Below are 12,683 nucleotides of genomic sequence, written 5' to 3' on the forward strand. Positions count from 1 at the left end.
TTACCAAATGTGAACACGCTTCTCAGGCGCAATGTACATGCCATCACCTGGCTGCACGTCAAAGGCAGTATACCAGTCATCCAAGTTCCGCGGCTGAATGTTGGCCCGCAGCTTGGCTGGCGCATGCACATCAATCGACAGCAGGAATTTCATGTATTCCGGCCGCGCCTTTTGCCGCCAGATCCGCGCCCAGTTGGTGAAGAAGGCCTTCAGATCAACGTCAGGTTGCGCCTTAGCCGTTTGCAGGGCCGCCGCCAAGCCGCCAGCATCAGCAATGTTTTCGGAGACAATCAACTTACCATTCACCTTGCCGGCGCTGGTTTCAATACCATCGAACTCGTCGATCATTTGCTGGGTCAAGGTCTTGAAGTGTGCGTAGTCAGCTTCTTGCCACCAGTTGACCATGTTGCCGAATTCGTCGAATTGCGCCCCATTGTTGTCGAACCCATGGGAGATTTCATGGGCAATGACGGCGCCGATCCCACCATAGTTTTCACTGGCAGATTGATCCAAGGCGTAGAATGGTGCCTGCAAAATAGCCGCTGGGAACGTGATGTCATTGCGGGAAGGATCGTAGCAAGCGTTGACCAAGTGGCCTGGCATCACCCAGGTGGTGCGATCAACCGGCTTTTGCAGCTGCTCAACATTGTAGGCATGGCGCGCTTCGGCGATGCCGGTGACGTTGGTCAACAGGTCGGCCTTTTCATCGACGTTGAAGCGATCATAGACCTCGTTGACCTTGTCGGGGTAGCCCATTTTCAAGACCATCTTGTCGAGTTTGACAATTGCCTTGGTCTTGGTTTCCTCGGACAGCCAGCTTGAGTCGCGCAGTCGGGACTTGTAGGTCTCAATCATGTTCTCGACTAACTTGGTCACATCAGCCTTCGCCGCTTCACCAAAGTACGTGCGGCCATAGTACAAGCCAATCGGTTCGGAGAAGAAGGAGTTCGCCAAGCGATAGGCATGCTTGATCTGCTTCGGTGCTTCCGGATTGCCAGACAAAGCGCGGCCAAAGGTGCCGCCGAGCTGCCGCAGGTCCTCGCTCAGGTAGCCCGTGTTAGACAGCAAGTCATTGACATAGGCCCAGTGCTTGTAGCGGTCAAAGGTTGCCGCACCAAACAGCTGAGTGAATTCCTTTAAGAAGCGCGGATCGCCCACGATGATGGTCTCGGGTTTTTCGCCATAGGCCTCCTCAGCAAAAGCGCTGAAATCAAAGTCACCAAACTGGGCAGCCACTTCGGCAAAGCTTTGTGGGTTGTACATCTTCGGATAATCAGCCCATTCTTCGCGGCTCTTGACATGCTTCGCCAGCTCGGCATCAAAAGCCAAGGCATCGGCGAGATAACTCTTTTGGTCAGGAGCGCTCAAATCGGTTTGCGCCAAGAGCTTTGAGACCATGTCGCTCCAGACTTTGAGCAATTGGGCGGCTTGTTCGTTGCCTGGCGTGTAATAAGTGGTGTCTGGCAAAATCGTGGACGGCCCAGTCAGCATGATTTTGTTGACGCTGGTGTCCTTCATGTCAGGTTCCACCCCGAGGTCAAATGGCATCGGGAAGAGCGAGGCTTCCAAATCCGCGGCTTTGGCGTTGAATGCGGCCAAGTCAGAGGTGGCATTCAGCGGCGCCAAGCGATCCAGTGCGGGCTGGATGCCAGCCGCATCGCGCGCCTTAAAGTCTTTGGCTTGGTCATAAAGCTTCACCGCCGCTGCAAAGTACTGATCTGGAGCGGTTTTCTCGCCTGCCGAAACCGCGGCAAAGTCCGCCATCAGGTGGGCTTCCACCCCATCGGCCAAATCGTTAAAGCCCCCGGTGCTCGTCTTATCTGGATCAATGACGGCGGTTTTCTCCCATTCGCCATTCACGGCATCATAAAGATCGTCTTGGTATCGTGTCTCAGCCATTATCTGAACTCCCTTCGCTGATTCTCTCACCAGCATTTAATGTAAGACTAATTATAGCGCAAGCCCGCAGGCATTTCACCCATTACGCCGAAATAGTCACCGGTCCCAGACGTTATCCCTTTACCAAAAGTATGACAGCGCATACAATGAACATGATACAGAAGGAGGCCTGGAAAATGTACTATGTGATCATGAAGTCCCATGATATTCGCCGCAATCTTGCTACAGAACAATACCTGATGAATAACAAACAGTTTGATGAACCCTTGCTGCTGTTTTACTACGAAGAACCTTGTGTGATCGTGGGCCGAAACCAAAATACCCAGGAGGAACTCAACCAGGACTATGTCGATGCGCATCACATTGTGGTGACGCGGCGCTTGTCTGGCGGCGGGGCTGTCTATCAAGACTTGGGCAATCTTTGTTTCTCCTTTGTGGTCGATGCGGATTCCGAGGAATTCGGCGACTTTAAGTCATTCACGCAACCGATTGTGGATGCCTTGCATCAAATGGGCGCCACCACCGCCGAAGTGTCTGGGCGTAACGACATGCTAGTGGAGGGTAAAAAATTCTCTGGCAGCGCCATGTACACGCGCGACGGTAAGACCTTCTCACATGGCACCTTGATGCTCGACGTGGATCAAAGCGTCCTGCCAGAGGTGTTGAAGGTACCGGCCGATAAACTTGCCAGCAAAGGGATTCAAAGTGTGCGCAGCCGCGTCACGAATTTGCGCCCATACCTCGCCCCTGAGTATCAGCAGCTGACGGTACCAGAATTCCGCGATATTTTACTGCTGCGGCTGTTCGGCGCCGATCAGCTGAGTGAGATTAAAGACCGCGAATACCAGGTCACTACTGAGGACCAAGCCGCCATCGACCAGCTGTATGAGGATACATACAGCAACTGGGACTGGGTGTATGGCAAATCCCCTGCCTTCACCTTGAAAAAGCGGCAGCACTTCACCATGGGCACCATCGATGCTCGGCTGACCGTCACCGGCGGCAAAATTACCGCCATCAAGTTCTACGGTGACTTCTTTGGCGCCAAGGATGTCGCAGACCTCCAAGCCGCGTTGACTGGCGTCCAGTACGACCATGAGCACGTAGCGCAAGCGCTGGCGGCTTTTGACCTCAATGCCTATTTTACGGGCATCGATGCCGAGGCGCTCACTAACTTATTGACCCGCTAAAGGGCAAGCTAAAAGCCGCTGACGGTTGTCGGCGGCTTTTTGGTTATGCCCAAGCAATCTTGGCAATTGCGTATTCTTGAAGGCGTTTGGCCCCCTTGGGTGTTTCCACGATGACAGTGCTGCGCTCCTGATACGGTTTAACCGTTCCTGGGTGAATCGCCGACACCGTCCCTTTTAACGTCCGTTTATCCATAGTGTGAATTTTCACCGGGCGTTTGGTTAACAGTGCATCCTCCAGTAAGCCAATAATCTCAGTGGTGCGTTGCGCCATGAGCAAAACCTCCTTTTGGTTGTAACCGATTACATGCCTAGTATAACCAGGTTTTAATCAAAAATCAGTAGCCAGCGGTTAAGTCCACCTGATTCTTAATAATTTCGCCACTGGCGGCAAAAGCGCTCAGATTAGGCAAGAAAATATCAGCCACCGCGGCCCGCAAATGCGGTACGGTGCCGGAAATATGCGGTGTAATCAGCACCTGCTGCTCCTGCCACAGCGGCGAATCCGCTGGTAGCGGTTCGGTTTCAAACACATCTAGGGCCGCGCCGCGGAGCTGACCGGCATGAAGCGCGGCGAGCATGGCGGCGGTATCCACCGATTCGCCCCGGCCGACGTTAACCAACAGTGGCGCCGCTTCAAGCTGACCGAAAAACGCGGCGTTGAAGAAATGCGTGGTGCTGGCCGTTAGCGGCATGACGTTCACTAGCACCTGCGCGTCCTTGGCCCAAGCGGTTGCTGTTTGATCGGTTCCGACTTCAACGAAGCCACGCACTGGCGCACCATGGCGGCTGATGCCATACACCTGCATGCCCTGAGCGGTCAGCTGTTTGGCAATGGCCTGGCCGATGTGGCCGGTGCCAAAGATCACGGCCTTACCGCCATCCAGGGACCAAAGCTGGCCGCGGCGCTGCTCGTTATCCCAAGTGTGCGCCACCGGGAACAAGCCCCGGGCAAAGGCCAAAATCATCGCTAGCGTTGAACTGGCGATGGGACCAGCGTGAATGCCGCTGGTGTTCGCGACGACCACCCCTTGCACCTCGAGCTGGGCCAAGGGTAAATAGTCGACGCCGGCAGACACGGTTTGCACGAATTTCAGCCGGTTGGGCCCATCTAAAATCGTCTGGGCTATCTGGTTCCAGCCTAAAATGACGTCGATTTGACTCGCCTGGTCTGGCGTGTAGTCCGCCTGACTGATCAAAGTAACATTGGCTGGCAGCTGGGCCTGCGCCGCGGCTGGTAAAGCAAATAAAGTTAATACCTTCATAATGGCCTCCTAGCCTGCAAATTTAGACAGCAGTTGATGTAATCCTGATTCGGCTAAGCCCAGTGTCTCGCGGATGAAACCGCGACTGCCGGCGAACCGGGTATCGAGGAGCGTGAAGACGGCCGCCAGATAACGCTGATCGGCGCGGCCCAGCGCGGCAAGTTCCTCCTGCATGGCGCCAGTGCCATGCGCTGCGCGTAAGGCATTCCGCAGTGCCGCCGCGTGTTCAGCGGCGGCTGTGTTGGTGAGCAAATAGTCCCGGTAAATAAAGGCCCGGTCAACTCCCAGTGCATCTAGTAGCAAGGCACAGGCCACGCCGGTGCGATCCTTGCCGGCGCTGCAATGAAGGAGCACGGCACCAGGCGCTGCGCTGACCGCGCGCACCATTTTTGCCAGGCTAGCCTGCTGATCAGGTTCAAGGAGCATGTTTTGGTAGCCGGCAATCATCCAGTCAACGGCGCCTTGGTGATGCCGCAGAAAAGCAAACAATGCTGGGAGCGTCTGATACTCAGCGGTCACGGCGTCAGATGCGAGTGGCGCGGGGATGTTCTGGACCGCAGACGACTGAATGTCGGGACTGGCCGCCTGCTCGCTGGGCAGGCGTAAATCGATGACAGTGGTGACATTGAGCGCCTGCAGCGCCGCCACATCCGTCGGGGTCGCGCGGGCGAGCCGCCCGCTGCGGATGAGCTGCTCGCCTTTTAGTGGCTGACCATCATGCGTAGTCAGGGCTTGATAGGTCCGGGCATTGCTCACGCCTGCAAAAGGTAACGTTAAGCTAACGTTGGTCATTGACTCGCCTCCTCCTCCTTTCATTTTAGCACACTGCTTTTTAAGGCCTTTGTCGCCAAATTCAAATATTTTAATCAAAAAATGTTGACAGACGGTTTTCACCAGACTAAACTCGGTGTCAATCAAATCAATCTGTTTTCACAAACCGATGAGGTGGAGATCAAACCAGTTGTGCACGCACAGAGAGCCACGTTGCTGAGAAGTGGCCGAACGCAAGCTGGCAAATGGACCACCGAGGGCCTTGCCGAAAGATTTCAAGTACGCAAGGACGTCAGGCATACGTCAGTTGCCGGGAGAGTGTTGGCTCTTCGCTAAGCGTGATTCGAACGGAATCGCCCTGCGCAAAGAGCCCGCTGCATAAGTTGCAGCGGGCTTTGTGTTTGGGGCTACCGATTCGAGTCAAATCAAGGTGGCACCGCGGCAAATCCGTCCTTGATCGTCGTCATATTTGACAGCGATCGAGGGCGGATTTTTTTGCTAGGAGGAAATTATGCTGAGTCAATTCACAAAGTTAAACGCGATTGAAGTGCTCGCCCCACTCACCACACCAAGGCAAGCGATTGAAGAAGCTGGCAAGCTGTTGGTCGCTGGCGGTTTTGCCACCCCAGCCTATACCCAGGCGATGCTAACCAGTTTTCAAACCAACGGCGCGTACTTTGTCATTGCGCCAGGCATCGCCATGCCGCATGCGCGGCCAGAAAGTGGGGTCTTGGTCAACGGTATCAGTCTCCTCACCCTCCAAACCCCGCTGGATTTCGGCAATGCCGCCAACGGCCCTGCCGATTTGATCATTGGCTTAGCTGCCACTGGCGCTGACCGCCACATCCAGCTGATTCAAGCCGTCGCCCAGGCCTTCAGTGCCCGATGGCGTTACCGCCAACTGATGTCATGCACGACCTCAAAGCAAGTCTTGTCGCTACTTGAAACGGATGCACCAGATGAAAGGTAGGTTTTCTCAATGCGCGTGTTAACAGTATGTGGGGCCGGGGTCGGTACCAGCCTGATGGAAAAAATGTTTGCTGAAGACATTCTCAACGACGCCGGGGTCGACGCTCAGGTCGATAATGCCGATATCAGCAGTGCCACGCCGAATGATTACGACGTGGTCATTACCACTTCAATGTTTGCTGAAATGTTGCCAGCAAATCATGCCCAAGTCATTATCCATGACAACATCATGGATCAAGCAGGCCTTAAGCAAAAGTTGCTCGCGGCGCTGGCCCAGGAGGATTAAGCCATGTCAATTCTCCTTTACTTCATCAACAACGTCCTGAGCCAGCCGATTTTCATTTTAGGGTTGGTGGTGGTCATCGGCATGTTGGCGGAACATAAGCCTGGTAGCAAAATCCTGCCGAGTGCCCTGAAAGCCGTGATTGGCTTCACCATGATCAACGTCGGCGGTCAAACCTTAGGCACCGCACTTTTGCCTTTGCAGCAGCTAATTGCTCATATTTTTGCCATGAAAGCCCCGGCCAGTGCCGATATCGGTGCCACCCAGGCCGCTAGCTTAACCGATGTGGGTTTTGACATGGCGATTATTTTCGCTTGCGGTTTCGTGATCAACTTGCTGCTGGCGCGCTTCACCCGGTTCAAATTCGTGCATCTTTCGCCGCATGTGTCGTTTTTCTTTGCCAGCTTGATTGCCGCCCTCTTGAAATTCGGGACTGACCTGAACACGCCGGTTCGGCTGGTGATTGGTTCCATTCTCCTAGGCGTCTACATGACCTTCACCTGCGCCTATGTCAATGTGCTGATCAAACCCGTGCGCGGCGCCGATGGCTTTACGTTGGCGCATTCTAGCTCATCAGGGCTCCTGGTCGCTTCGCTTCTTGGCGAGCTGTTCGGGGATAAAAAGCACGACCTTGAAGACACCAAGCTGCCAGTGAAGCTCAACTTTCTGCGGGATATGACCGTGGCGCTCACGCTAGTCATGATGCTGTTGTTCTTCGCGTTAGGGCTGATTGCCGGCCCTCACTTCACCATGACGCAAGTGGCTGGTGGCAAGGACTTCGTGGTCTTCGCCATTACCAAAGGCATTGAATTCGGGATGTGGATTACCGTCATCCTGGCTGGCGTGCGGATGATGCTGGCAGAAATTATTCCGGCTTTTCACGGCATCGCGCACAAGCTCATCCCCAATGCCAAGCCGGGCTTGGATATTCCGCTGCTGTTTCCACAATATCCCACCAGCGTGATTGTCGGCTTTCTGATGAGTTTAACCACCGGCATTATTGGCATGTTGATTTTAGCGGCTGCCCACTACCCGATTATCGTTTTCCCAGCCTTAATCCCGACCTTCTTCACTGGCGCGGCCACGGCGATTTTCGGTGATGCCCACGGCGGCCGCCGCGGGGCGCTGCTGGGTGCCGGCGCCAACGGGTTTCTCCTGATTTTTGGTCAGGCCCTGTTGCTGCCAATGGTTGGGACCTTCGCGCCGATCATGCGGATCTTAAGCGAAACCGATTATTGTGTCTACGGCCCCCTGCTGGGCTTTGTGTTGAAATTAGTTCATCTCGGTTAATCAAAGGAGTTTTATCATGACAAAAAACTACGATCCTGAAACTGCAATGCAAGCTGGCCGTTATCTTGATTACGGCGGCCAATATCTCCCTGAAGTCTTGATGCCGGAAATCAACCGTGTTGCGGCAGCATACGCCAAGTACAAGGACGACCCTGATTTTTTGAATGAGTTTCACACTTTGCTGCGGGAATACGCCGGCCGACCTTCCCTGTTGTATTACGCCAAGAACATGACGGCAGATCTCGGCGGCGCGCAAATCTACCTCAAGCGGGAAGATCTCAACCATACTGGCGCCCATAAAATCAACAATGTTATCGGCCAGGCCTTGCTCGCCAAGCGGATGGGCAAAACCCGCCTGATTGCTGAAACCGGCGCCGGGCAACATGGCGTCGCCACCGCCACCATCGCTGCCTTGTTCGGCATGGAATGTGAAATTTTCATGGGCAAAATGGATACCGACCGCCAGCGCCTGAATGTCTACCGCATGGAGCTGCTTGGCGCCAAAGTGAACGCGGTGACCAGCGGCTCGATGGTGCTCAAGGACGCCGTGAATGCGGCGCTGCAAAACTATGCTGCCCGCAGCGACGATACGTTCTACGTGATGGGCTCGGCGGTTGGACCACATCCCTTCCCGGCGATGGTGCATGATTTTCAAAGTGTCATCAGCAAAGAATCCAAGGCCCAGTTGCAAGACGCGATTGGCCAGCTGCCGGATTATGTCGTGGCTTGTGTCGGCGGCGGCAGCAATGCGATCGGCAGCTTTGCCGAATACATCAAAGACCCCAGCGTGCATCTGATTGGCTGTGAAGCCGCCGGTAAAGGCATCACCACGAAGCAAACGGCTGCCACCATGGCGCTTGGCTCAACCGGGATTTTCCATGGCATGAAATCCCGTTTCTTGCAAAACCATGACGGGCAAATCGATTCCGTTTATTCTATTTCCGCGGGGCTCGACTACCCTGGCGTTGGGCCAGAGCATGTCGCCTTGATGGATGAAGGCCGGGCCAAGTACGTGCCGATTACTGATGACGAGGCGGTTGATGCCTTCGAATATATCGCCAAGCAGGAAGGCATCATTGCCGCGATTGAAAGTTGCCACGCGGTCGCCGAAGTGCAAAAGCTCGCCCCGACCCTGAGCAAGAATCAAGTCATCATCTGCACCCTCTCTGGGCGCGGCGACAAAGACGTGGCTTCGATTGCCAAGTATCGCGGCATTGAACTGAATGAAGACTAGTTCAGGAAGGAAAATCATCATGAGTAAATTAACAGACGCATTCACATCCGGTAAAGCTTTCATTCCCTTCATCGTCGCCGGCGATCCCGATGAAACCAGCACCTTAAATAATATCCTCGCCATGGCGAAAGCTGGCGCGGATATCATCGAGCTGGGCATTCCCTTTTCCGATCCGGTTGCCGATGGCACAGTGATACAGGCCGGTGATTTGCGCGCCTTTGAAGGCGGCATCACCGTCGACAAGATTTTTGGCATTGTGAAGGCCGCCCGGGAGCAAATTCAAACCCCCATCGTCTTTTTGACCTACGCCAACGTGCCATTCAAGTATGGTTATGACCGTTTTTGCGCCCAGTGTCAGGCGTTAGGCGTCAACGGTTTGGTCATTCCCGACTTGCCCTTTGAGGAGCAAGGTGAAATTCGGCCCTTCACGCAAAAGTGCGGCTTAGATTTGATTATGTTGATTACGCTGAATTCCGGTGACCGCGTACCAGCCTTGGCCAAAGCCGCTGAAGGGTTCATCTATGTGGTCAGCACGCAAGGCATCACGGGTGAACGCGATGAATTCGATCATCGGCTATCCGCCCTTTTCGCCCAGATCAAAGAGTACACCGAGGTGCCAGCAGCGCTGGGCTTTGGCATTCACACGCCAGCGCAGGCCAAGGCGCTTTCGCAGTTCGCAGATGGCATTATTGTTGGCTCAGCGATTGTCGAGCTGGCGGCGCAGCACGGCACCGCCGCGGCGGCCGCGATTGGAAAGTATACCGCGGAGATGAAAGCGGCGTTGGCCTAGTCAGTCATTCCCAACCATCAAGGGTACTAAAACAACCACGCCAGCTGACGTGGTTGTTTTAGTGTTATGAATGACATCGCGGCTTTGAGTGAATCGTGGCCTTATTTGGTTTCCGGTGCTTGCCATTTTTTGGGTAACAAGGTTTCACCGATGCGAATGAGGAGAATATTACCAACAAATAGGCTAGGTATTAATAGCTGGCCTGAAATTCCCGGTAAGTTATCGAGCATATCAATTGCCGGGACGGCGAACAGCGTGGCAAAAATCGCAATCATGCCAGCGATGAACCATGAATGCATGCCCAGCCACATGCCAAGGCCAAGCAGAAGGAACATCAGGCCCAAACCAATCACGATAATTAACGGCTTGGGCACCCATACCCGGCCAAACTTAGGCATCAGGTCGCTGAGCGGTTGAAGCACTAACTGGACGACAACGATAAGCACGATGCTGGCATCACGAACCTTTCTGCGATGAAATACACCGCGGCGAAACATTTCCATGGCCACCAAAACAAGGATTGGCAGTGCTGCTGCAAGCACTGCCGCTGATCCCAAAGGCACAAGACGTCCATGCAGGGAAATATGGCGCCAGGTGATGAAGAAAAACGAAAGGAGCCATGCTACCGTCGCGTATAAGACCCAGGATTTGCGCTTCCAGTGTGGTAGGTTTTTGACGAGTTGATCACCAATGGTTTTGGGATCTTGGCCAAAGTAATCGACCGCATCAATGCCGTCCGCTTGTGCTTGCAGTAAATCCGCGTGAATTTCGGCTAGCATATCGACAGCAGCAGTCGTATCGACGCCAATGGCCTCAGTGACATAGGTCTTAAGCCGGTCAAAATAGTCTTGATTACGCGGTAATAGCGTTGCGCCCATACTTTATCTTCCTCCGAGTTGATGCATGGCAGCCTCTAGTTGTGCCCAGTCTGCCTTAAAATCAGCCAACGCCGCCAGTCCTGCCGGCAATAGATGATAGTACTTGCGCGGCGGACCGCCGTTAGGGGAATCGCGCTTTTCGCCCTGGATTTGGCCACTTCGTTCTAATTTCAGCAGCAATGGATAAATTGTCCCGGCTGCAATTTCACCAAAACCGGCAGTCACGAGAGCCTGATGAATCTCATAAGGATAAGACTCCTGGCCGGCCAGGATTTGCAGCAGCGCCCCTTCCAATGACCCCTTCAATAGTTGAGATGGTAGTTTGCGCATGACGCCCCTCCTGACTACCTTGCCTAGCAAGTATGCTCGCTGTTCAACTATCTTGTCAAGCAAGGAAGTGTAAATTTGATCACGAATAGCGGGTCTTTCAGGATGAAACAAAGCACCGGCCGCTTACCATACAGACTTGGTAAGCGATCGGTGCTCCATAAAGCGCTATTGACGTGGTGCCCGCTTCGCCCAGTACTGGAAGTAATCGGTGCGAATCGTCCCGTTATACAACTTCCGGCGCTTCGTGGCTTTGGCGCCGTAAGCTTTTTCAAATTCCAAATCGGCGGTCAAAATGTACTTGCTCCAGCCGGTCAGCGGCCGGTAGACCTCGCCCATTTCCTTGTACAGCTGGCGGGCGGCATCTAGTTCGCCGAGGCGTTTCCCGTAAGGCGGGTTAGAAACGATTACGCCGCGCGGGGCGGTCAGCTGATTATCCTTGACTGCCACCTGCTTGAAGCGAATGGCCTGGCTCAGGCCGGCTTGCTTGGCGTTTTCCTTGGCGATTTCAATCATTTGCGGATTCAGGTCAAAGCCTTGGATATCGAGTTCCCGGTCAAAATCGGCTTGATCCATCGCCTCATCTTTCACCTGCTGGAGAATTTCAGGGTCCATAAAGGCGAAATCTTCAAAGGCAAAATGGCGCTGCATCCCAGGGGCCAGGTTAAGCCCAATCATCGCCGCTTCAATTGGAATAGTACCCGACCCAGTGGTTGGATCGACAAACGGCATATCCGGATGCCAGTTCGTCAGCATCACCAGCGCTGCGGCAAAGTTTTCCTTCAGCGGGGCTTCCCCTTTGGCAATCCGGTAGCCGCGCTTGAAGAGGCTGGGACCCGTGGTGTCGATGGTCAAGGTGGCCACATCCCGCAAAATAGAGACTTCCAGTGGATACGTTTTGCCGGTTTCCGCCAAGCGGCCGTGGCGGTGGTAAACGGTCGCTAACTTGTCGACGATGGCTTTCTTCGTGATGGCTTGCACGTCAGGTTCCGAGTGCAGCTTGGAGCGCACACTGCGCCCAGCCACTGGGAATTCAGCATCCAGCGGCAGGTAATGATCCCAAGGCAAGGCCTTTACCCCTTCGAACAACTCATCAAAGGTGGTGGCGGTGAATTGACCGACAATGATCTTCACCCGGTCGGCAGTGCGCAGCCAGACATTGGCTTTGGCGATGGCAGTTTCGTCGCCTTCAAAATAGACTTTGCCGTTATCGGTGCGCTCCTCATAGCCCAGCGCTTGCACTTCGCGCGCGGTCAGGGCTTCTAGGCCTGACGCCATCGTGGCAAGTAATTTGTATTGCATATTGGCCTCCATGTGTTCCGTGTTTTCTTCATCTTAACCCAGCGACCTGAGCCTGTCATGACCGCTGGTGAATTTTCGCAAAAAAACAGCCCGGGTCTCCCCGAGCCGTGCCTGTTTGCAGCCCTCTATAAGCCATGTTTTGTTCCAGCTGGATGTCAGGCCATCCAGCCTTCAGTAATCATCTATCTCAGCTTACGCTGTTAGGGCCATCGGTTCAGTTCCCTAGGCCTTGCGCCCCTACCAAAGTTTGGGTTACTCGCTCGCGGGGTTTACCCGTTCCAATCCCTTGATTTCTCAAGGGCATCGTCTCTGTGGCACTTTCAGACTTAATCACGCGTGACCGAAGTTTTAGCGCTTTTAGTCGCCGTTACCCGAAGGTACTCAGGCTTATTGGGCCTGACACGAACACTACAAGCATCACAGCTTGTGCGGGCATGGACTTTCCTCACCTGACAATAGCCAGGCGCGATTACTCAAGGACTGCAAAT

13 protein-coding genes and 1 other RNA gene are annotated in these 12,683 nt (G+C 54.2%); 6 read left to right on the plus strand and 8 right to left on the minus strand.

All coding sequences use genetic code 11. The annotated features are described in order from the left end of the window. Complete coding sequence (locus JUF11_RS06700; RefSeq protein WP_204118977.1) at positions 1-1,902, minus strand: M13 family metallopeptidase; 1,902 nt, start codon at positions 1,900-1,902, stop codon at positions 1-3. A 173-nt stretch (positions 1,903-2,075) separates the two neighbouring features. Between JUF11_RS06700 and lplA the strand changes: the two genes are divergently transcribed. Further along, positions 2,076-3,089, plus strand: a complete 1,014-nt coding sequence (lplA, locus tag JUF11_RS06705) for a lipoate--protein ligase (protein ID WP_204118906.1) — start codon at positions 2,076-2,078, stop codon at positions 3,087-3,089. 43 nt (positions 3,090-3,132) lie between these two features. Here the strand turns inward: lplA and JUF11_RS06710 are convergent, their stop codons facing one another. From JUF11_RS06710 to JUF11_RS06720, 3 genes are all read right to left on the minus strand, one after another. After that, positions 3,133-3,360 (minus strand): hypothetical protein, encoded by a 228-nt coding sequence (locus JUF11_RS06710; RefSeq protein WP_125579017.1) that lies wholly within the window; start codon positions 3,358-3,360, stop codon positions 3,133-3,135. Between the two features lie 64 nt (positions 3,361-3,424). Further along, positions 3,425-4,351: an NAD(P)-dependent oxidoreductase gene (locus JUF11_RS06715; RefSeq protein ID WP_204118907.1), complete on the minus strand. Its 927-nt coding sequence runs from the start codon at positions 4,349-4,351 to the stop codon at positions 3,425-3,427. Between the two features lie 9 nt (positions 4,352-4,360). Then, the gene (locus JUF11_RS06720; RefSeq protein WP_204118908.1) at positions 4,361-5,143 is read right to left on the minus strand and encodes a tyrosine-protein phosphatase; all 783 of its coding nucleotides are present in this window, start codon (positions 5,141-5,143) and stop codon (positions 4,361-4,363) included. 490 nt (positions 5,144-5,633) lie between these two features. Between JUF11_RS06720 and JUF11_RS06725 the strand changes: the two genes are divergently transcribed. The 5 genes from JUF11_RS06725 to trpA are packed head-to-tail and all read left to right on the plus strand — an operon-like array spanning position 5,634 to position 9,688. Then, entirely contained in the window at positions 5,634-6,092 is a 459-nt protein-coding gene (locus tag JUF11_RS06725; RefSeq protein WP_204118909.1) for a PTS sugar transporter subunit IIA, read from the plus strand. Between the two features lie 9 nt (positions 6,093-6,101). Next, entirely contained in the window at positions 6,102-6,377 is a 276-nt protein-coding gene (locus tag JUF11_RS06730) for a PTS sugar transporter subunit IIB (protein WP_204118910.1), read from the plus strand. 3 nt (positions 6,378-6,380) lie between these two features. Beyond that, a complete protein-coding gene (gene ulaA / locus JUF11_RS06735; RefSeq protein WP_204118911.1) occupies positions 6,381-7,664 on the plus strand; it encodes a PTS ascorbate transporter subunit IIC in 1,284 nt (427 codons plus the stop codon). A 16-nt stretch (positions 7,665-7,680) separates the two neighbouring features. Then, on the plus strand, positions 7,681-8,898 hold the full coding sequence (trpB, locus tag JUF11_RS06740) for a tryptophan synthase subunit beta (RefSeq protein ID WP_204118912.1): 1,218 nt from the start codon (positions 7,681-7,683) through the stop codon (positions 8,896-8,898). Positions 8,899-8,917: 19 nt separating this feature from the next. After that, positions 8,918-9,688, plus strand: coding sequence for a tryptophan synthase subunit alpha (gene trpA / locus JUF11_RS06745; RefSeq protein WP_204118913.1), 771 nt, complete (start codon positions 8,918-8,920; stop codon positions 9,686-9,688). A 101-nt stretch (positions 9,689-9,789) separates the two neighbouring features. On the opposite strand, the gene JUF11_RS06750 is transcribed toward trpA, so the two are convergent. The 4 genes from JUF11_RS06750 to rnpB all read right to left on the minus strand — a co-directional run bounded on the left by JUF11_RS06750 (position 9,790) and on the right by rnpB (position 12,676). Further along, positions 9,790-10,566: a hypothetical protein gene (locus JUF11_RS06750; RefSeq protein WP_204118914.1), complete on the minus strand. Its 777-nt coding sequence runs from the start codon at positions 10,564-10,566 to the stop codon at positions 9,790-9,792. Between the two features lie 3 nt (positions 10,567-10,569). Then, positions 10,570-10,896, minus strand: coding sequence for a PadR family transcriptional regulator (locus JUF11_RS06755; RefSeq protein WP_204118915.1), 327 nt, complete (start codon positions 10,894-10,896; stop codon positions 10,570-10,572). 165 nt (positions 10,897-11,061) lie between these two features. Beyond that, positions 11,062-12,195 carry a THUMP domain-containing class I SAM-dependent RNA methyltransferase gene (locus tag JUF11_RS06760; protein ID WP_204118916.1) on the minus strand — a complete coding sequence of 378 codons (1,134 nt, stop codon included), beginning with the start codon at positions 12,193-12,195 and terminating at the stop codon, positions 11,062-11,064. A 123-nt stretch (positions 12,196-12,318) separates the two neighbouring features. Continuing rightward, positions 12,319-12,676: RNase P RNA component class B (gene rnpB, locus JUF11_RS06765), an RNA gene on the minus strand. Positions 12,677-12,683: the final 7 nt, after the last annotated feature.

Origin of the sequence: Lacticaseibacillus suilingensis (assembly GCF_016861845.1) — a bacterium.
GTDB classification, from domain to species: domain Bacteria; phylum Bacillota; class Bacilli; order Lactobacillales; family Lactobacillaceae; genus Lacticaseibacillus; species Lacticaseibacillus suilingensis.